We start from the raw sequence: 20181 nt of genomic DNA on the forward strand, positions 1-20181 counted from the left end.
CGCTCAAGTGAAGGCGACGAACCAAAGCCCAATCTTCCACTGTGATCACCCATCTATCGTGCTTGGGTGGCCTAGTTTTAAACCGTCGATTCTGGACTACATTTCAACCGTCGCTGACATGGACGAGCGCTACCATCGCGTGCTACTCGCCAGCCAGGCCCTGAAAGCCATCGAAGACCACTGCACAGCTATCTCAACGACGCTCGCCTAGCCCACGCTGCCTGAAACTCAAGGCAAACGTCCAACTTCTGGCCCCCAAGCAAATCTCGAGCGACACTTTATTCGCGATGCTGCGCGCCGGCATTCCTTATGGAACCAAACACACCCCTTGCCGCTTGACAACGACAAGTCCCCCGCGCCGCCCGTTGTCGGCGGTCCCTGTGCGGTGGGCATTTCGGGTGAAGCATGCTGTAGATTTAATGAGAAAAATTCGTTAACGAGGCTCTGGGTTCCTCTTCGCAGATCACAGAAAGCGTGGTGAGTATGACTAAACGCCGCAGCAAAGACGAGTCTTGGTCTTCGACTCAGAATAAATTGGATAAAGAACTGACCCAGGCAAGCGAAGAGTATTCGGTCGCACAAAAGGGCGTCGCCGACACGAAACTGCTGGAACAGATCGTCAGCCTGCAGAATGCAATCTTCAATAGTTCCAATTTTGCATGTATCGCCACAGACGCCAATGGAGTGATCCAAATTTTTAATGTGGGCGCTCAACACATGCTTGGTTACAAGCTCGAAGATGTCGTGAATAAGGTGATGCCGGGAGACCTGCACGATCCAGACGAAATTATCGCGCGGGCAGAACGGCTAAGCGTCGAATTCGAGACTGCGATCCAGCCCGGCTTTGAGGCCCTCGTTTATAAGGCGAGCCGGCGAATCGAAGACATCTACGACTTGACCACAATCCGCAAGGACGGCAGCCGCTTACCAACCACGATCTCAGTCACGGCGTTATGTGACGCTGACGCAAAAATTATCGGCTATCTGCTGATCAAGACCGACAATACGGCACGCAATCAGGCAACAATCGCCCAATCGGTTCTCGACCAACGACTGCGCGACCAACAGTTTTATACCCGGTCACTCATTGAATCTAACATTGATGCGCTCATGATGACCGACACCAATGGGATCATCTCTGACGTAAATCAAGAGACGATCGACCTGACTGGGCGCACCAGGGATGAGCTCATCGGCGCTCCGTGCCGCAACTTCTTCACGGATCCCGAACGCGCCGACACTGCGATTCGGCGGGCCCTTGCGGAAAGTAGAGTCAACGACTACGAGCTCACGGTGCGTGCGATTAACGGCGATGAAACAGATGTCTCGTACAACGCGGCAACGTTTTACGACCGGGATCGTGTCGTGCAGGGAGTCTTCGCCTCCGCTCGCGATGTGACCGAACGCAAACGGTTCGAGCAGGCGCTCAAAGAAACCAATATCGAGTTGGAGCGTGCCAGCCGAATGAAGACGGAATTTCTGGGCACTGTGTCGCATGAATTGCGCACGCCCTTGAATGCTATTATCGGGTTTTCTGAGTCGCTTAAAGAGGGACTCGTGGGCAAGTTAAGTGATGCCCAGCGAGAGTATATAGGCGATATTTATACAAGCGGGCATCATTTACTGGCGCTCATTAACGACATCCTCGACCTCTCTAAAATCGAGGCGGGAGTGGTAGATATAGATTTAGAGCCCGTCGATGTGCACTTGTTGCTGGAACAGAGTCTGCTGATGGTGCGGGATGATGCCGCCATGCACGGCATACAACTGCGCTTTAAGAGTGCTATCAAGCTCGGTTCTCCACTGCTCGACATGCGAAAAACCAAGCAGATCGTGTACAACCTTTTGTCCAATGCGGTGAAATTTACTCCCGACCAGGGGCAGGTCACCCTGACAGCGAAACGTGTCGGGCGGAGTACGGTTGGTCACATCCCCGGCGCGCGGCCCGTGCACGATTTTCCGTTGCCCCAAAGCGCCGTTGCAAATTTTCTTGAGATTCGTGTCGACGACACGGGGATAGGAGTTTCGTCGAAGAATATGTCGAAACTGTTCTTGGCGTTTAGTCAGATCGATGGTGCGCCGGCCCGACAAAACACGGGCACCGGCCTCGGTCTGGCTACAGTTAAGCAAATGGTGGGCATCCAGGGCGGCACGGTCGCTGTGGCGAGCGCTGAGGGCGAGGGCTCGAGCTTTGTGGTTTGGATTCCCTTGGGTGCAACCGATCAGGTCGCACCGCTCTGGTCACTGCCGGGTTCAAAAGAGTCGGGTATCGACGGCAACCCTGCGAAGCGTGGTGCCAGCGCTCAGGCGGCCGATGTTGGTCGGGCGAAGCCGCATCCGTTCAACCCGATAGTCGCGGCATTATCGGAGGCCGGGCCGGGTACCTCAGACGTCAGGGCGGACTCGACCTCGACGCGCCACCTCGTCGCAGGGTCCGTCGCTGGGGCCGTGACATCTCAGCCTTGGCAAGCTTCCGAAGCGGGTTTGGAGAAGCCCACTGTTCTCGTAATCGAAGATGATGCCAACGGAGCTGAAGTGCTGCGGCTACTGCTGGAGGCTGAACAGTTTCGGGTCCTCGTCGCTCGCAGCGGCGAGGAGGGCTTGAAAATCGCCCCACGCCAGCATCTCAGCCTCATCACTCTCGACATCCGTTTGCCGGGAATGAACGGTTGGGGTTTTCTGAGGCGCTTGCACGAGTTCACTGATCTTGCCTCGGTTCCGATCGTGATCATTGCGGGGAGTACCGATGTGAGCCTGGCCCTGACCCACGGCGCGGCCGCCGTTCTGGAGAAGCCGATCAGCCGAGCTGCGCTGCAACAGTCGCTAAAAGCGCTGAACCTCAGCCCTGACGCGCTGCGCGCGCGACGCATCCTGGTGGCCGACGATGATCCTGAAACCATTGACGTGATCGCACGATTCTTGACTCGCCCGGAGTATCTGGTCGAACGTGCCTTTACGAAGGACGAGGCCATCGAGATGGCACAACGATTGCATCCGGACCTCGTGCTGCTCAATCTTATGATGGAAGGGTTCAGTGGCTATCAGGTCGTGCTGGCATTGCAGAGCGACAAGACAACCGAACATATCCCCGTGCTGATCGTGACTGCGAAGCCACTCACCACGCAGGAATCAGCGGTGATTGACAGCGACCCAAGCCAGCCCGTGCGAGTGCTGGGGACGGAAAATTTCGACCGAACGTCTTTCATGGCCGAGGTGAAGCGCGCTTTAAAGTCGCGAGATTTTCGCGGCGATTCGGCGGGCGGGTAGCGATATGGCCAGAATTCTGATTGTCGAAGATAACCCCACCAATATGAAGTTGGTCACCCTGCTCGTGCGCCGCGCGGGTCACGCGACGTGGGGAGCCGGTAACGCCGAAGACGGCTTGTTGCTTGCTCGGGTCGAGGTGCCGGACCTGATTCTGATGGATATCCAGCTGCCGGGAATGGACGGATTCGCCGCTACCGCCGAGTTAAAGAACGACCCGATCACCTCCGAGATCCCGGTGCTAGCGTTAACCGCGATGGCTCTGCCCAGTGATCAGGACCTAGCGCGCCAGGCAGGGTGCGATGCCTACATCACCAAGCCTCTGCACTATCAGGAGCTTCAGGACGCGATAAATTGGTTCGTGCCTAGAGTCGACAATGCAGCCGCATCCTTCAAGGCAGGATCATCGAACCGCAGTGTTCTGGATCCCGTGACGTCGCACCACGATTCGGCCTCACTGGCTGCACCCACGGAACAGGCGTGGGCCGCGCGTCGCGTTCCAGGTGCGCCCCGTATTCTCGTAGCTGAAGACAATCCGACCAACCAGAAACTCATCCTGTGGCAGCTGAACCTGCTCGGATACGACGCGGATGTGGCGGCCAACGGCGCGCTGGCGTTCGCCCGGTGGACGACGGGCGATTATGACCTCGTGATCACGGACCTCCACACTACAGAGATGAGCGACTACGAACTGGCAGCGGCCATTCGAGCAGCGGTGCCTGGTATTCGCCTGCCGATTCTCGCCATGACCGCCAGCGCCGAGCGCGGCGATCCCGACCCCGCCTGCATGGTCGGCATGAACGAATATCTCACGCGACCCCTGCACCTGGCCAAGTTGCGGGCGGCCCTGCTGAAATGGCTGCCCAGGGAACACAACTGATAATCTTGCCGCGTCTACAGACCCGGAATACACAGCGAGCGGCGCAGCACTTCAATCGTTCTGCTCAGCGACTCGGCCAGGGTCGGAGCCCGGTCATGATCAGCCGTGTTTCGACCAGTATCGGCATCGGACCCGGCCGCACAGTCTTGGGCGGGCATCCACTGCGCCGCCATGAAACGCACGCCCAGCATGGCGTGCATGGCTAGTTCTGCCTGGCCGTGCCGAAAGGCCCGGTCGGACTCATTCTCGGAGTGTGCGTCAGCTCCGCGTCCGAGGCGTGAGTAGACCAGCTCGATGATCTCGCCGGTGACCCGGGTCATTCGCTCCATTTGCCTCCTGCATGAGCTGCGGATGCAGCCCAAATATTCGCAGGCGGTCGGAGAACAGCTGTTCGTCGATGCCGTCGCGCAGGCCGATCGCCCTCATCAGGATGAGCACGTCGGGCAGCAGACATCGCCGGGGGCGCCGATGAAGGCGCGGGCCTGACCTTCATCGACGGTGAGCGGTTCGGCGCCGAGGATGGCGGTCTTTGGGTCTGGAAATAGTGGAAGAAGGTGCGCTGGGAAATACCGCCATGGCTGCAGATCATAGCCACGGTGACGTTGTTGAAACCATGTTTAAATACAAGGCTGACGGCACTGCGCTCCACGCGCAGCTTCGCCTCCTGATGCCTGTCTTTACGAGTGAGCACGCGCAGGTGCGCTGTCGCGGATGGCATCGGTGGGTGGGTCATGTCGGTCCTGAATCATCGGTTTTGGCCATTCACAGCGTGCCAAAGCGCTACTCGTAGCGCAGGGACTCGATTGGGTTCTGCTTGGCCGCGCGCTGGGCCGGCAGCGTGCCGGAGAGGAACGCGATCAGCATGACAAGTCCAATGACGAAGGTCACCGACGCCGGCTCGAACAGGAGGATGTTCAACCCCGGCAGTCCGGAGAGCAGTCCCTGCGACAACGCGGCACTCAGCGCGGAGCCGAGCCCGATGGCCACACCGGCGCCGATGGCGCTGCCGAGGAATCCGATGACGATGGCTTCGAGGCTGAACAGGGTGTAGACCTTGCCGCTGCTCATACCCATGGCCTTCATCAGGCCGATCTCGCGGGTGCGTTCCTGAACGCTCATGAGCAGGGTGTTGATGATGCCGAACGCGGCGGCTATCAGGGCAATCACGGCGAAGGCGTTCAGCACTCCGACGATGCCGTTGATCACCGTCTGAACTGCCCCCAGCTGGTCTTCGATGGTGCGAGCGGTGTAACCCGCGGTAGCGAGGTCCGCCTTGAGCGCCGTGATGGCATCCGCTGACAGCGTGGTGTCGAAGTGAGCCACGGCCACACCATAACTTGTGACAGCTGTGTCGATGCCGCTGGACTGCGCGTCGGCCAGCTCGGCTATCAGCGCGTCGTTGGCCCCGGCGCCCGCAGCAAGCAGGCTCTCGAGGGAGACGCCGACAACGGTGGCGTCGACGGTGTGCTTCTCTCCGAGAATGTCGGTTATCCCGATGGAAACGGATGCCCCCACTGCGTCCTCCGCCGAGGCGAACCCGAGGGGGAGTACAAAGGTATCGGGCAGCACGAGCTGCGCTTCACTGGCGCCGCCATCGAGCTGCGCGCCCGCTGTGAGGTCGGCCGTGGTAACGGCCGAGGTGGCGTTGATGCTGAACTCGTAGGGTGTGCCGGAGTCGTACTCGATATAGTCGGGCTGTACCGATCGGATCGGATCGACCGACTCGATGCCGGCGGTGGCGCCGATCGTCACGAGGTCGGCATCCGTCAGCGCTTTGGTCGTCGTACCGGGAGGTCCCTGGTTGCTGGCGACCGATGCAGACGAGCTTGCGTCAAACTCCACCGGGCCGTCGCCGGCGGTACTGGCATCGGTCGCTTGCGTGATGATGAACACGTCGGGGGAGCCGAGGGCGCCTACTTGCGCATCGACATACTGGCTGACGCCGGCGCCGACCGCGTTGGTCAGGGTTAGAGTGAACGCGCCGACGAAGATGGCCAGCACGGTCAGGGTCGTGCGGAGCTTGCTGCGAAAGGTGTTGGAGATCGCGGTGGCGACGAGGTCTTTGATTCTCATGCCGGGCCTCCGGCGGTGGTCATCGCGTGCGCGCCAGTGTGCGTTGCGGCGGTCTGCGGTACGACGAGTCCGTCGCGAATGTAGATCTGGCGATCGCAGCGAGCGGCGAGTTCCTCGTCATGGGTGACGATGACGAGCGTGATGTCCTGACTGCGGTTGAGTTCGAACAGGATGTCTTCGACCACGGCTCCGGTGGCGGTGTCGAGGTTACCGGTCGGTTCGTCGGCGAAGATCACGCGCGGCGCATTGACCAGGGCCCGCCCGATCACGACGCGCTGTTTCTGCCCACCGGAGAGGGTCGTGGCCTTGTTGCCGGCCTTGTCGACCAGCTCGAGCTGTTCGAGAACTTGCATGCCGCGGCGCCGCCGCTCCCTGCCGCCCATGCCGGCGATCTTCAGCGGCAGAATGACGTTGTCAAGCACGCTCACGTTAGGGGTGAGGAAGAACTGCTGAAAGACGAAGCCGAACTCTTTGTTGCGCAGTTCGTTGACCGCACGCTTCGACAGCGCCTTGGCGTCCTTGCCGGCGACCTGCAGCGTTCCCCGGTCGGGCTTGTCGAGGAGGGCAAGCAGGTGCATGAGGGTCGACTTGCCCGACCCGCTTTTACCGACGATCGCCACTGTCTCACCGGGCGCGATCTGAACTGACACGCCCTTCAGGGCGTCGAAACGGCTCGCACCCGACCCGTAGGATTTCTCCAGGCCTTGCGCATCAATTACCCACTCGGAGTCCATTGGTTTCCCTCGGTTCTGGCGACCCGTACGGGCCCCTTTGCAGTAACTGCACCCTAAGTTGCAGTTGTTGCAAATCACCTGAGGGCATGCCGTCTTCAAGCGGATGCTGCGCCGCAGATCGGGCTACAAGTCGAGGCTGTCGCCCGGTTCCAGGGGGAAGAATTCCCCGCCGCCGTGCTCGGTGACGCTTTGGAATCGAGCGTTGGACAGATCTTTTCCGACGCGGGACAGCAGCATCTCGTGGGTCGGAAAGCTTCGTTTGGGCTTCAACGCCAGAACGAAATCCATCGCCTCACTGATTTTCATCCAGGGCGCTGCCGCCGGCACGGCGAGCGTGCCCACCTCCACTCCCTCGGGAATGGTGAAGGCGTCACCGGCGTAATACAGCTCGTCGTTGACGAGCACGCCGACGTTGTCGATGACCGGGATTGATTCGTGGATGACGGCGTGTCTGGCACCGAAGAAGCGCAGGGTGAACGGATCGACGTTGATCACGTCGCCGGCCTGCACCGTCGTGACCTCGAGGTCGGCATCGACCGCGGCGATGGCTCTCACCACGCCGGCCGGCGCGAAGATGCGCAGGTCAGAGTTCATTTCCACAATGCGGCCCAACTGTTCCGGGGTCCAGTGGTCGGCGTGTTCGTGGGTGATTACCACGGCGACGGCGCCCGCCGTGCCGGTGAGGGCGGTGGTGAACGAACCGGGGTCGATGTACAGCTTCTTACCCGAGAGCTCAAGGATCAGGGCGGCATGCTCCAGCTTGGTCAGTTTCATGCCCTGAGCTAACCCCGATTCGGGTCGTGGCGCAACAGCATCCGCTTTCATGATTGCGGATTGTCGCCACCGCGACGCGCCGCGCAGGCTCAGTTTGGAAGTGCGCTCTTCTGTGTGGCATACTCGGTAAGTTGCAAAACGGCCCCATCGTTTAGCGGCCTAGGACATCGCCCTCTCACGGCGGTAACGCGGGTTCGAATCCCGCTGGGGTCACCATTGCCCGGCTGCCTTCCCCGCGAAGGTGCCGGGTATTCTTGTATAACCGGTCGGCGACCCGGCCGGTTCAGCTGGCGTCGTTGTCAGCTGGCTCGGTTGTTACGAAGCGCAGAGTCGCCAAAGTGAGGTGACTTCGTTCCGGCGCACCTCGTGCAGCGGGTCCCTCGAGTCGGCGGCGCGCGAGTGTACGGCGGGTGCTTCAAGCGCATCGATCACCCGCAGACCAGCGGCAGCGATCACGTTCAGGAGATCGTCGCGTGAGCGCAACCCGACCAGTTCGGCGAAATCGGAGAGCACGAGCCAGACCTCACCATTGGGTTGCAGATGGCCAAGCACGCCGGCCAGAAACCCCTTGAGCATGCGGGAACCGGGGTCGTAGACGGCCGCGTCGAGCAGGGAGTGCGCCGTCGCGGGGATCCAGGGCGGGTTGCACACGATCAGATCGGCGCGTCCCTCGGGAAACAGATCTGTCAACTGCACCTCAACTTGCCGGGAGAGTTTCAGTCGCGATACCGTCTCGCGAGCGGATGCGACGGCGCGTGGCTCGATATCCGTTGCGACCACCCGGGGCACGCCCCGGGTCGCCAGCACCGCCGCGAGCACCCCGGTGCCGGTACCGATGTCGAAGGCCACTGTCGGCGTTGCCAGCGGAGCCCTCGCCACGAGGTCGACGTATTCGCTGCGCACCGGAAAGAACGTGCCATAGTGCGGATGAATGCTGGCGTTCAACGCGGCAACGGGAATGCCTGTGCTGCGCCACTGATGGGCGCCGATCGTGCCGAGCACCTCGTGCAGTGACACAACGGATGCCTCGGTGATGCTTCCATAGGCAGCGACCGTGGCAGCGTGAATGTCGGGCGCACGGCGCAACGCGATGATGTTGCCGATTCCGAGCGGAACGAGCAGGAGTCCGAGAATACGTGCCCGGTGCGAGCGGTTCTGCCGATAGCGGTAGAAGAGCTCGGCGGTCGTGCGCTCGGCCTGATCGGGGCGAGGCCTGGTGCGGTGCTCCAGCGCCGTCAGGATCTGGCGGGCATTCTGAAAGTCGCCGGTCCAGAGCATCGCGACCCCCTGCGAGGCCAGCCGGTAGGCAGCGTCCGCTGTGATGGTGTCGTCAACCGGCACGACCCGTTTCGGGGCTAATGCGCCGTTGGCCGATCGCCAGGATGCGGTGGCCGGTTGACCATCTTCTGACCAGTCGATGAATTGCCGTGGGCTGTCAGCAGCCGCAATCGAAGCCCGGTCCATAGTCATAAATTTCAATTATAAGCCGCGGTCGCGACCTGCGACGGGGCGACGGTGCGCGCGGGACCGTCACACTGTTAGGCTTCTTCAAGCGAAAGGGAGTATCCCTCTGGGCCCGGTCGGGCTCTACGTCGCGATCGTCAACACGGGCCGCACTGGCGGGGCCCCGGTCGCGGTGGTATCGGTGTGCGCCGTTGAGGCGCCATCGATGTGGGAGAGACTTTCGGGTTCTGCTACGCCCGATTTCCCATCATCATTTGAAAGGCCCCCGTGGAACTCGCCCTCCCTCTTTGGTTCGAAGTTGGATCACTCGTTGTTCTGACCCTTATTCTGGTCGCCGACCTGCTGATTGTCTACAAGCGTCCGCACGTTCCGAGCATGCGAGAAGCCAGCCTCTGGGTGGCGTTCTACGTCGGGCTGGCCCTGATCTTCGCCGTGCTGATGCTTGTGCTCGGAGACGCCGAACACGCTGGTCAATTCCTCGCCGGCTGGTTGACCGAGTACAGCCTGTCCATCGACAATCTGTTCGTCTTTGTGATTATCATGGCCCGGTTCTCGGTGCCGCGGAAATATCAGCAAGAAGTTCTGATGGTGGGCATCATCATCGCACTCGTGCTGCGCGGAATCTTCATTCTGCTTGGCGCCCAGCTGATTGAAAGCTACAGCTGGATCTTCTACATCTTCGGGGCGTTCTTGTTCTATACCGCTGTCAGGCAGGCGTTGTCGTCGGAGGAGGACACCGAAGACAAGGAGAACGCGGTTATTCGTCTGCTGCGTCGCCGAATTCGCATCTCGTCGGAATTCGACGGCGCCAAAGTGCGTACGCGGATTGACGGCAAAAAGGTTTTCACCCCGATGCTCATCGTGTTCATTGCGATCGGCACGACGGACCTTATCTTCGCGCTCGACTCTATTCCGGCCATCTTCGGCATCACCGAGAGTCCGTTCATCGTGTTCACGGCCAACATCTTCGCTCTTATGGGCCTGCGCCAGCTGTATTTTCTGCTCGGCGGACTGCTCGAACGCCTCGAATACCTCAAGTACGGCATCGCGGTCATCCTCGGCTTCATCGGTGTCAAGCTCGTGCTGCACGCCATGCACGAGAACGAATTGCCCTTCATCAACGGCGGCAACCACATCCTATGGGCGCCGGAGATCGGTACCTGGACCTCGCTCGGCGTGATCATCGGTAGCATGGCCGTGGCCACCGTGGCAAGCCTGATCAAGGCCAATCATGACGCCAAAAAGCGAGGCCACACTCTGGCCGAAGAGATCTCGGTAAACGCCAACGAATGACTGATCGAGGCCGGGCGCCGGCGAACGGGGAGTTCTCATGACTCTGAACCAGCAGAGCACGATAGAACTCTCCACCGCTACCGCCCGCCTCTCCTTCAGCGTGCGCACCGATGTCGGCAGCGTGCGCAAGGTCAACGAAGACAGCGTTCTCGCGCAGTCCCCGGTGTTTTTCGTGGCTGACGGGATGGGCGGCCACGCCCACGGCGATGTCGCCAGCCAGACTGTGCTGCGCGTCTTCGACGAGCACATCGCCCGTGACCTGCCGTCGACGCCGGAGCGCATCCTTGACGCCATTCATTCCTCGAATGATGCCGTGCGAGATCTTAGCGCGGCCGACGATTACGGCACCGCGGTGTCGGGCACGACCCTCGCCGGCATCGCCTTCGTCGATGCCGGCGATGATGTCGGCTACCACTGGATGGCGTTCAACGTGGGTGATTCACGCGTTTACACCTGGACCGATGGCGTTCTGACCCAGCTGTCGGTCGACCATTCCGCCGTACAGGAGATGGTTGATGCCGGCCTGATCTCTCGCGAAGACGCCGAGAAGCACCCCGAGCGCAACGTCATCACCCGCGCCATCGGCGCCGACGAGTTCGTCGATGCCGATGTCTGGCTGCTGCCGGCCCTGGGTGAGCAGTCCTTTCTCATCTGCTCCGACGGGCTGACCAAGGAACTCGACGACGCGGCGATCGCGCGGGTACTGGCCATGGACATCCGTTTGGATGGCGACGGACGCAGCTGTGCTGACATTCTCGTTGATGAAGCAATCGAACACGGCGGGCGGGACAACGTGAGCGTCATCTACGTGGAGTCGACGTTCGACTGATTGCGTGCGAGCCAGGTTGCTGAGCGAGGTGTTAGCCTGAAGCCGTGGTGCTGAGCCGACGTCTTCTGTGCCGCGACGAGTCCCCGTCCTGAGGCCTCCCTCGTCGTGCAAGTTCGGCGTGGCCGCCATCGATTCGTGAGGAAGACGCTCAAAATGACCAACGCAATACCCACTTCGCAGGTTAGTTCCAGCACCGGCCTGCGCACGCTCGCCGAGAAGGTCTGGGATAAGCACCTTGTCACCAAGGGTGAGAACGGCACGCCCGACCTCATCTACATCGACCTGCACCTGCTGCACGAGGTCACCAGCCCCCAGGCCTTCGACGGGCTGCGCCTCGCCAATCGAACGCTGCGCCGGCCCGATCTGACCATCGCGACCGAAGATCACAACACGCCGACGCTGGCCATCGACAAGCCGATCGCCGATTTGACCAGCCGCACGCAGATTGAGACCCTGCGACGCAACTGCGCCGAGTTCGGTGTGCGCCTGCACTCCCTGGGTGACATCGAACAGGGCATCGTGCACGTGGTCGGTCCGCAGCTCGGCCTGACCCAGCCGGGCATCACCGTGGTGTGCGGTGACTCGCACACGTCAACGCACGGTGCCTTCGGAGCCATGGCGCTCGGCATCGGTACGAGCGAGGTCGAGCACGTCATGGCCACCCAGACACTGCCGTTGAACCCGTTCAAAACCATGGCCATCACGGTCAACGGCGCACTGCGCACCGGGGTCACCGCGAAGGACATCATCCTCGCCGTCATCGCGAAGATCGGTACCGGTGGGGGAGCCGGTTACGTGCTCGAATACCGTGGCGAGGCCATTCGTGCCCTCTCCATGGAGGGTCGCATGACCATCTGCAACATGTCGATCGAGGCCGGTGCCCGCGCCGGCATGGTCGCCCCTGACCAGACCACCTATGACTACCTCGAGGGCCGGGCGCACGCACCACGCGGCGCCGACTGGGACAAGGCCGTTGCCTACTGGCAGACCCTGGCCACCGATGAGGGCGCCAGCTTTGACGCCGAGGTCGTCATCGACGCGAACGAGCTCGAACCGTTCGTCACCTGGGGCACCAACCCCGGGCAGGGCGTCTCGCTGAGCGGATCCGTGCCGAACCCCGCAGACATCGTCGACGCCAACGAGCGTTCGGCCGCCGAGCGGGCGCTGGAATACATGAACCTCACGGCCGGCACTCCGATGAAGGAGATTCGGGTCGACACCGTTTTTCTCGGCTCCTGCACCAACAGCCGGGTCGAAGACCTGCGCGCTGCCGCCGAAATCATCAAGGGCAAGACCAAGGCCGAGGGGTTGCGCATGATGGTTGTTCCCGGCTCGGCCCGCGTTCGCATCGAAGCCGAAGCCGAGGGGCTCGACCAGATCTTCTTGGATTTCGGTGCCGAATGGCGGTTTGCCGGCTGTTCCATGTGCCTTGGTATGAATCCCGACCAGCTCGAACCCGGCGAACGCTGCGCGTCCACCAGTAACCGCAACTTCGAGGGACGCCAGGGTAAGGGCGGGCTCACCCACCTGGTGTCGCCGCTCGTCGCGGCCGCCACGGCTATTCGCGGCACGCTCAGCAGCCCGTGGGACCTCGTTCAAGATGGAGACCAGTAGCATGCAGAAGTTCACGACCGTCACCGGCATCGCGGTGCCGCTTCGCCGTTCAAACGTCGACACCGACCAGATCATTCCCGCCGTATACCTCAAGCGCGTTACGCGCACCGGCTTCGAAGACGCCCTGTTCGCGGCCTGGCGCCTCGATCCCGATTTCGTCATCAATAAGAAGGAATACCAGGGCGGTCGCGTACTCATCGCCGGGACCGACTTCGGTATCGGATCCTCACGCGAACACGCGGTCTGGGCCCTGCGCGACTACGGCTTCGACGTAGTGCTCAGCCCCCGGTTCGGCGACATTTTTCGCGGCAACTCCGGTAAGCAGGGACTGCTCGCCGGCCAGATCAGCGAAGCGGATGCTGAAACCCTGTGGAACCTGGTTGAGTCAGACCCTGGCATTGAGCTGACCGTGGATCTGGTGGGTAAAACCGCGCGTGTCGGCGATCTGACCGTGAATTTCGAGATCGATGATTACACTAGATGGCGGCTGCTCGAAGGTCTCGATGACATCGGGCTGACGCTGCGTGACGAAGCGCGAATCAGTGAGTTCGAAGCGATGCGAGAGTCGTGGTTGCCCCAAACCCTTCCCGCGCGGTCCCCGGAGTCACCGTAATAATTTGCATCAATCTGCACCAGGACAGGTAATTTGTGAGCACTCTCAGGGAAGCCCGGCGTGATCAAGAGGCGAAGGATTTGAACGCCGCGAGGCTCAACGACGACGCGAACGAACGGGGGAGTGCCCAGAACCACGGGGCATCCGTTGGCCTCACCGCCGACAAGATCACCATCCGGGGCGGTATCCCGCTGATCGGCCGTATCGAGGTGAAGGGGGCGAAAAATCTCGTCACCAAGGCCATGGTGGCCGCCCTGCTCGGTGAAACACCCAGCGTGCTCAAGGACGTTCCGAACATCAGCGACGTTCGGATCGTTCGGGGGCTGCTCGAGGTACACGGCGTCAAAGTGACCGAGGGAGCCAAGCCCGGCGACCTCATCCTCGACCCGGTCGACGTGGAAAGCGCGCACTTCGCCGCGATCGACGCCCACGCCGGTTCCTCGCGCATTCCCATCCTGTTCTGCGGACCGCTGCTGCACCGCCTCGGAGAAGCCTTCATCCCCGACCTCGGCGGCTGCCGCATCGGCGACCGGCCGATCGACTTTCACCTCGAGGTACTGCGCAAGTTCGGCGCCGTCGTCGAGAAGCAGCCCAACGGCATCCGCATGTCGGCACCGAACGGTCTCAAGGGCGCCAAGCTCGAGCTGCCCTACCCGAGCGTGGGAGCGACTGAGCAGGTGCTGCTTACCGCGGTGCGAGCCGACGGTATCACCGAGCTCAAAGGCGCAGCAATCGAGCCCGAGATCATGGATCTCATCAATATTCTGCAGAAGATGGGTGCCATCATCACGGTCGACACCGACCGGGTGATTCGCATCGAGGGCGTCGAACGCCTTCTGGGCTACAACCACCGCGCACTGTTCGACCGCAACGAGGCCGCCAGCTGGGCTGCCGCCGCCCTCGCCACCGACGGTGACATCTTCGTCGGAGGTGCCCGCCAGGCCGAGATGATCACCTTCCTCAACGTCTTCCGCAAGGTCGGCGGCGCTTTCGACATCTGCGACGACGGCATCCGCTTCTATCACCCGGGCGGCGATCTGAAGCCCGTGATCATCGAAACGGATGTTCACCCCGGCTTCATGACGGACTGGCAGCAGCCGCTCGTCATAGCCCTGACCAAGGCGCACGGCACGTCGATCGTGCACGAGACGGTCTACGAGCAGCGGTTCGGCTTTGTCGACGCGCTCGTTGAAATGGGCGCGACGATTCAGATTCACAAGGAATGTCTCGGCGGTCATCCGTGCCGTTTCGGCCAGCGCAATTTCAACCACTCGGCGGTCATCACCGGGCCGACCAAGCTGCACGGTGCCGACATCGTCGTGCCCGACCTGCGCGGTGGCTTCAGCCACCTGATCGCCGCCCTCTCGGCCGAGGGTACTTCCACGGTCAGCAACGTGGGAATCATCAGCCGCGGATACGAGAACTTCATCGGCAAGCTGCGTCTTTTGGGGGCGGACTTCGATCTCGAAGGATAATGGTCGCGTGCCTGAAAATAACACCGTGCCAGAATCACCCGAGCCACCGACCCGAATTCGTTCGGAGAAGAGCAAGCCGAGCGCGTTCTGGATTCTCGCCGGGCTGATCCTGCCGGTGATGAATCTCGCTGCTCGCTACGAGATCATCGACGCTCATAAGTTTCCGCGCAGCGGAGCGTTCGTCTTTTCGCCGAACCACTACAGCGAGATCGACCCCGTTGTCATGGGCGTCGTGGCTTGGAAGCTGGGCCGGCTGCCGCGCTTTTTGGCGAAGGCATCCGTTTTCAAGATTCCCGTCATCGGCTGGGTGCTGACCAAATCGGGCCAGATTCCGGTGCAGCGTGGCGGATCGGTGCGCGGCAGCGAACCGGTCAAGGCCGCCCAGCGCCTGGTCGAGAAGGGCCAGATCGTGGTCGTCTACCCGGAAGGGTCGCTCACCCGCGACCCCGACCTGTGGCCGATGCGCGGCAAGACCGGCGCCGTGCGCATCGCCCTCGAGCAAGGGATTCCAATCGTGCCGGCCGCCCACTGGGGCACCCAGCACCTGATGGAACGCTATTCCAAGAAGATCAGCCTGTTTCCGCGCAAGACCATCAGGGTGAAAATCGGCGACCCGCTCGACCTGTCCCAATTTCGGGGACGTAGCCTCGATACGGCCACGCTCAACGAGGCGACCGCGGTCGTGATGGTGGCCATCACGGCGCTGCTCGAAGACCTGCGCGGCGAGCAAGCCCCGACCGAGCGCTGGAACCCGTCGGAGCACAATCAGAAAGAGACCGGTCGTTTTGAAGCCTAGAAACCCGCAGCAGCCCAAGATTCATTCAGGCACTCGGGTAGCCGTGCTGGGGGCGGGAAGTTGGGGAACGACTTTCGCAAAAATTCTGACGGATGGTGGCGCCGACGTCGTTCTCTGGGCTCGCCGCCCCGAACTGGCGCGCGAGATCTCCGAAGCGCGCCGCAACAGCGACTACCTGCCAGGCGTGAACCTGCCGGTCGGCCTGCGGGCCACAAGCCGCCTCGACCTGGCCCTGGCCGGTGCCGAAATGGTGTTCGTCTCGGTGCCCAGCCAGTCGCTGCGTGAAAACCTCAAGCAGGTCGAACCGTACCTGGCCGAGAACGCGATCATCGTCTCGCTCATGAAGGGTGTCGAGCGTTCGACCGGAATGCGCATGAGCACGGTGATCGAAGAGGTGCTGCAGACCGACCCCGCTCGCATCGCGGTGATCAGCGGGCCCAACCTGGCCCTGGAAATCGCCAAGGAACAGCCCACCGGCGCTGTTGTCTCGTCTTCGAGTCTCGAAACCGCGCAGGCCGTGGCGAAACTGGCCACCAATCGTTACTTTCGCTCGTACATTAACACCGACGTCATCGGCACCGAGTTCGGCGGCGTGCTGAAGAACCTCATCGCCGTCGCCATCGGCATCGTCGACGGCGTCGGCTACGGCGAGAACACCAAGGCCTCGATCATCACGCGTGGCCTGGTCGAAATGACCGACTTCGCGGTCGCCTACGGTGCTCAAGCCGAGACCCTGGCCGGCCTGGCCGGCCTCGGCGACCTCATCGCGACCTGCCAGTCGCCGCTGTCGCGAAACAACACGGCAGGGCGGCTGCTCGGCCAGGGTTACAGTATCAACGATGTAGTCAAACAGATGCAACAGACCACCGAAGGCCTCGCGTCGGTGAAGCCCGTTCTCGAACTGGCCCGCGCCAAGGGCGTGGAGATGCCGATCGTCGAACAGGTGCGCCAGGTACTCGACGGCACCCTCAACCCCCGCGACTTAGCGCCGCACCTCACAACAGACTCCGGCGAACCGCAGGGCGAAAGGACACTTGACGATGGACAAGCTCACGGTGGTGCTTCTCTTTGGGGGGCGTTCCAGCGAACACTCGATCAGCTGCGCCACGGCAGGCGGAGTGCTGGCAGCCCTCGACCCTGAGCGTTACACGATCATTCCGGTCGGTATCACCCGGGATGGCGCGTTCGTGCTCGAAGACAACGACCCGGCGAAGTTCTCGCTGAATGCAGAGACATTGCCGGTCGTCGCCGATAACGGTACCCGGGTGCGCTGGCCACAGAGTGCGTCGAGCCGGGAACTGACCGTCGTCGACGGCTCGGGGGAGCGAACGCTGGGCTCCATCGACCTTATATTCCCGATTTTGCATGGACCGTTCGGCGAGGACGGTACCATCCAGGGCCTGCTCGACCTGCTCGGCCTGCCGTACGTCGGGTCGGGAGTGCTGGCATCCGCTTTGGGGATGGACAAGCACTTCGCCAAGACCGTCTTTCAACAGGCAGCACTACCGGTTGCGCCGTGGCGCACACTCACAGCGGATGACTGGGCAGAGTCCCCCGGAATGGCCTATGCCGCCCTCGAACAGCTGGGCCTGCCCGCCTTCGTGAAGCCGGCGCGTGCCGGGTCGAGCGTGGGCGTGAGCAAGGTCTCGACACCGGACCAGCTGGCGGAGGCCATGATAAATGGGCTCGCCGAAGACACCAAGGTGCTCATCGAATCCGGGCTGATCGGTCGGGAGCTGGAGATCGCCGTGCTGCAGGGCCGGCCGGGGGAGCCGACCCGCGCGTCCGTGGCCGGTGAGGTCGTCGTGACCGGCCGCGACTTCTATGACTTCGCGGCGAAGTACCAGGGCGCGCCGGGTGTCGACCTGGTCTGCCCGGCGCCCCTGGCACCGCACGAGCTGGCCGACGTTCAGCGCCTCGCCATCGCAGCGTTCGAGGCGATCGGCGGTGCCGGACTGGCCCGGGTGGACTTCTTTCTCACCGACTCGGGATGGGTGATCAACGAGATCAACACCATGCCTGGCTTCACGAGCATCTCCATGTTTCCGAGCTGCTGGCTGGCGAGCGGCTACACCTATCCCGAACTGATCGACGAACTCATCGCGGTGGCCGTCGCCCACGCCCGCCACGGTTCCTGACCAGGGGTTTACGGGGCGCTCGTGGCCCCATCGGTGGGCAGCTGCACGTCTTCGGCGCCGACACAGGCACCGGTCGCGGGCAGGTAACCGACCGCGTTGGCAACGTCGATCAGTGCGGTGGAGCCGCTCACCGCTTCGGAGTCGATCACAATCTCGATGGCCGGGTTGCGCCCGTATGTCGTGTAGCGGTAGGTCGGTGCTTCTGAGTCGTCTTCGATCCAGTCGATGCCGTTGATGTTCAGGCACGGCAACGTTGTGGGCACCGGCACCGTCACCCCGCAGTGCAACAGCACGCTGGCTGGGTCGCCCCAGGCGCCGGTTGCCTGCGCGTTCGTCTCGCGCGACGCCTGGTCGGCAACGGTCGACGGCAGGTGCACGATCACGTCGGCGCAGGCCACGTTGGTGGCGTCGGCGGCCGGCGTCAGCGGCACGGCAGCGGCGCAGCCGGCCAGCAGCAGCGAACTCGCGAGAACGGTGACGGCGGCGAAGGAACGAAGGGGCGCGGAGCGCGGGAGTAGGAATCGGTGAGACATCATATTCAGGCTACCGTTTCTTACATGACCACCGCAGCGGATGCCCCGCTTCCAGCCTCGCGCTCCGCCGCGTCCGAAACTCTTGCCGACCTGAGCGAAGGGGCCGTGCTCGGGCGGATCTTTCCCCGGCTGCCGACGGCAACGGCGCAGCTTCTCGGCCCCGGTGATGACGCGGCGGTCATCTCCGCGCCCGACGGACGCTTCGTGGTCACGACCGACATGATGATTCAGGGGCCGGACTTTCGCCTCGCCTGGTCGACGCCGCACGACCTCGGTTGGAAGGCAGCCGCCACCAACCTCTCCGACGTAGCCGCGATGGGCGCCCGACCGACCGCCCTCGTCGTAGCGATCGCCGCACCACCGTCAACGCCCGTGTCGGTGCTCGAGGGCATCGCCGACGGCTTGCGGGACTGCTGCGAGGCCCTCGCCCCCGGCTGCGGTGTCGTTGGCGGCGATCTGTCGGCCTCAGACGCGCTCACCCTCGCCGTGACGGCGTTTGGCGACCTGGAGGGCCGTTCACCCGTGCTGCGCTCGGGAGCACGCCCCGGCGACACCGTGGCGCTCGCCGGACGGCTCGGTGATGCCGGTATCGGCCTCGAACTGTTGTTTCGCCTCGGCGTTGACGCCGACGGGGTTCCCGACTTCGATCGGTCCAACACCCTCAAGCTCACCCACCCCAGCGAAGTGGCCGCGCAGCTCACCCCGGTACCGCCGATTGACAGTGGCCCCCTCGCCGCCCTCGCCGGTGCCACCGCCATGCTCGACGTCTCCGACGGTCTAGCCATCGACGCCGGCCGGATCGCCCGGGCGAGCGGAGTCGGCATCGATTTCGACTCCGCGTGCCTGGGCGAGCGCATCGAGGTCGCCCTCGGGGGCGGCGAAGACCACGGGCTGCTCGCCACTTTCCCGCCCGACATCGTTCTGCCGCCCGGCTTTCGCCGTCTCGGAACGGTCGTGGCGGCATCCGCTTCGATCGTGGCGGGAACGATCACGCTTGACGGCGCCCCACACGACCAGGTCGGGTGGGACCCATACCGGGGCTGGGACGGTGCTGCCGGCTAATCCACGTCGGCGGGTGCGGCATACCAGACGGTCGTGTCGCCATAGTCCTTGCGGCGCTCCAAGACCAGTCCCGCGCCCCACTCGGGCTCGGGCGAGCGCGAGCTGCGTTCCAGCACCACGAGCGCGTCGTCGGCCAGCAGCGGTGCCAGCGCACTCAAATTGTGGCCCAACTCAACCTCAGTCAGATCGTAGGGCGGGTCGATGAAAACGACGTCGAAACCGTCCTTGGTGGCCGCCAAAAACGACTGGACCGCCTGCGATGACACCGCGATCTTCAACTCGGTGCCCTTCGGTGCTGACCGCTGCACCGCCTCGCCGTTCTTGCGGCACATGGCCGCCGCGCCATAACTGTTCTCGACAAGCGTCACCACGCGCGCGCCCCGGCTCGCAGCCTCGAGCCCCAACGCGCCCGATCCCGCATACAGGTCCAGCACGCGCATGCCATGCAGGGCATCGAGGGAGTCGAGGGCCGAGAAGATAGCTTCCCGCACTCGATCGCTGGTCGGCCGGGTACCGGACTTGGGAACCGTCAAAGTCAAGGAGCCGGCAAACCCGGAAATAATTCGCGTCATAACCCTACTGAGCCTAGCTGCCGCCCAGGCAGCCGCTGGAAGGCAGTGAACGCGAGAGAACTGTGTT

20 protein-coding genes, 1 tRNA gene and 1 pseudogene are annotated in these 20181 nt (G+C 62.7%); 14 read left to right on the plus strand and 8 right to left on the minus strand.

Translation table 11 applies throughout. The annotated features are described in order from the left end of the window. From E3T47_RS16005 to E3T47_RS16010, 3 genes are all read left to right on the plus strand, one after another. On the plus strand, positions 1–211 hold a 211-nt coding region (locus tag E3T47_RS16005; protein ID WP_206751341.1), incomplete at its 5' end, for a hypothetical protein. A 272-nt stretch (positions 212–483) separates the two neighbouring features. Next, a complete protein-coding gene (locus E3T47_RS14895) occupies positions 484–3267 on the plus strand; it encodes a response regulator (protein WP_134556841.1) in 2784 nt (927 codons plus the stop codon). 4 nt (positions 3268–3271) lie between these two features. Then, complete coding sequence (locus tag E3T47_RS16010) at positions 3272–4144, plus strand: response regulator (RefSeq protein WP_166805734.1); 873 nt, start codon at positions 3272–3274, stop codon at positions 4142–4144. 14 nt (positions 4145–4158) lie between these two features. Here the strand turns inward: E3T47_RS16010 and E3T47_RS14905 are convergent, their stop codons facing one another. After that, positions 4159–4473, minus strand: a complete 315-nt coding sequence (locus E3T47_RS14905) for a hypothetical protein (protein ID WP_134556842.1) — start codon at positions 4471–4473, stop codon at positions 4159–4161. Positions 4474–4495: 22 nt separating this feature from the next. Here E3T47_RS14905 and E3T47_RS16620 point away from each other — a divergent pair, with 22 nt between their 5' ends. Beyond that, a complete protein-coding gene (locus tag E3T47_RS16620) occupies positions 4496–4630 on the plus strand; it encodes a hypothetical protein (RefSeq protein ID WP_277871854.1) in 135 nt (44 codons plus the stop codon). A gap of 58 nt (positions 4631–4688) precedes the next feature. Here the strand turns inward: E3T47_RS16620 and E3T47_RS16850 are convergent. The 4 genes and pseudogenes from E3T47_RS16850 to E3T47_RS14925 form a co-directional block, all read right to left on the minus strand. After that, positions 4689–4877: pseudogene (locus E3T47_RS16850) on the minus strand (hypothetical protein); the annotation flags it as partial. A 47-nt stretch (positions 4878–4924) separates the two neighbouring features. After that, positions 4925–6217, minus strand: coding sequence for an ABC transporter permease (locus E3T47_RS14915; protein WP_134556844.1), 1293 nt, complete (start codon positions 6215–6217; stop codon positions 4925–4927). Continuing rightward, complete coding sequence (locus tag E3T47_RS14920; protein ID WP_134556845.1) at positions 6214–6951, minus strand: ABC transporter ATP-binding protein; 738 nt, start codon at positions 6949–6951, stop codon at positions 6214–6216. The genes E3T47_RS14915 and E3T47_RS14920 overlap by 4 nt, the downstream gene beginning before the upstream one ends. A 123-nt stretch (positions 6952–7074) precedes the next feature. Continuing rightward, positions 7075–7725 carry an MBL fold metallo-hydrolase gene (locus tag E3T47_RS14925; RefSeq protein ID WP_134556846.1) on the minus strand — a complete coding sequence of 217 codons (651 nt, stop codon included), beginning with the start codon at positions 7723–7725 and terminating at the stop codon, positions 7075–7077. Positions 7726–7865: 140 nt separating this feature from the next. Here E3T47_RS14925 and E3T47_RS14930 point away from each other — a divergent pair. Next, positions 7866–7941: transfer RNA gene (locus E3T47_RS14930), tRNA-Glu, on the plus strand. A gap of 99 nt (positions 7942–8040) precedes the next feature. Here the strand turns inward: E3T47_RS14930 and E3T47_RS14935 are convergent. After that, positions 8041–9066, minus strand: coding sequence for a methyltransferase (locus E3T47_RS14935; protein ID WP_241982298.1), 1026 nt, complete (start codon positions 9064–9066; stop codon positions 8041–8043). Between the two features lie 390 nt (positions 9067–9456). Between E3T47_RS14935 and E3T47_RS14940 the strand changes: the two genes are divergently transcribed. From E3T47_RS14940 to E3T47_RS14975, 8 genes are all read left to right on the plus strand, one after another. Next, a complete protein-coding gene (locus E3T47_RS14940) occupies positions 9457–10482 on the plus strand; it encodes a TerC family protein (protein WP_134556847.1) in 1026 nt (341 codons plus the stop codon). A 37-nt stretch (positions 10483–10519) separates the two neighbouring features. Then, complete coding sequence (locus E3T47_RS14945) at positions 10520–11311, plus strand: PP2C family protein-serine/threonine phosphatase (protein ID WP_134556848.1); 792 nt, start codon at positions 10520–10522, stop codon at positions 11309–11311. 153 nt (positions 11312–11464) lie between these two features. After that, a complete protein-coding gene (gene leuC / locus E3T47_RS14950) occupies positions 11465–12925 on the plus strand; it encodes a 3-isopropylmalate dehydratase large subunit (protein ID WP_134556849.1) in 1461 nt (486 codons plus the stop codon). A gap of 1 nt (position 12926) precedes the next feature. Further along, positions 12927–13538, plus strand: a complete 612-nt coding sequence (gene leuD, locus E3T47_RS14955) for a 3-isopropylmalate dehydratase small subunit (RefSeq protein WP_134556850.1) — start codon at positions 12927–12929, stop codon at positions 13536–13538. 167 nt (positions 13539–13705) lie between these two features. Then, positions 13706–15013 (plus strand): UDP-N-acetylglucosamine 1-carboxyvinyltransferase, encoded by a 1308-nt coding sequence (murA, locus tag E3T47_RS14960; RefSeq protein WP_241982317.1) that lies wholly within the window; start codon positions 13706–13708, stop codon positions 15011–15013. Between the two features lie 25 nt (positions 15014–15038). After that, positions 15039–15809 (plus strand): lysophospholipid acyltransferase family protein, encoded by a 771-nt coding sequence (locus E3T47_RS14965; protein ID WP_241982299.1) that lies wholly within the window; start codon positions 15039–15041, stop codon positions 15807–15809. Further along, positions 15799–16950, plus strand: a complete 1152-nt coding sequence (locus E3T47_RS14970) for an NAD(P)H-dependent glycerol-3-phosphate dehydrogenase (protein ID WP_241982300.1) — start codon at positions 15799–15801, stop codon at positions 16948–16950. The genes E3T47_RS14965 and E3T47_RS14970 overlap by 11 nt, the downstream gene beginning before the upstream one ends. Next, positions 16850–17947, plus strand: coding sequence for a D-alanine--D-alanine ligase family protein (locus tag E3T47_RS14975; RefSeq protein WP_134556851.1), 1098 nt, complete (start codon positions 16850–16852; stop codon positions 17945–17947). Before E3T47_RS14970 ends, E3T47_RS14975 begins: the two co-directional genes overlap by 101 nt. 8 nt (positions 17948–17955) lie before the next feature. Here E3T47_RS14975 and E3T47_RS14980 read toward each other — a convergent pair whose 3' ends face one another. Further along, complete coding sequence (locus E3T47_RS14980; RefSeq protein WP_134556852.1) at positions 17956–18480, minus strand: DUF3515 family protein; 525 nt, start codon at positions 18478–18480, stop codon at positions 17956–17958. A gap of 24 nt (positions 18481–18504) precedes the next feature. Here E3T47_RS14980 and thiL point away from each other — a divergent pair, with 24 nt between their 5' ends. Continuing rightward, the gene (thiL, locus tag E3T47_RS14985; protein WP_134556853.1) at positions 18505–19542 is read left to right on the plus strand and encodes a thiamine-phosphate kinase; all 1038 of its coding nucleotides are present in this window, start codon (positions 18505–18507) and stop codon (positions 19540–19542) included. On the opposite strand, the gene rsmD is transcribed toward thiL, so the two are convergent. Then, positions 19539–20114: a 16S rRNA (guanine(966)-N(2))-methyltransferase RsmD gene (gene rsmD / locus E3T47_RS14990; RefSeq protein ID WP_134556854.1), complete on the minus strand. Its 576-nt coding sequence runs from the start codon at positions 20112–20114 to the stop codon at positions 19539–19541. The two genes, thiL and rsmD, sit on opposite strands and share 4 nt — an antisense overlap. Positions 20115–20181 lie beyond the last annotated feature (67 nt).

Origin of the sequence: Cryobacterium ruanii, from assembly GCF_004404055.1 — a bacterium.
Classification (GTDB): domain Bacteria; phylum Actinomycetota; class Actinomycetes; order Actinomycetales; family Microbacteriaceae; genus Cryobacterium; species Cryobacterium ruanii.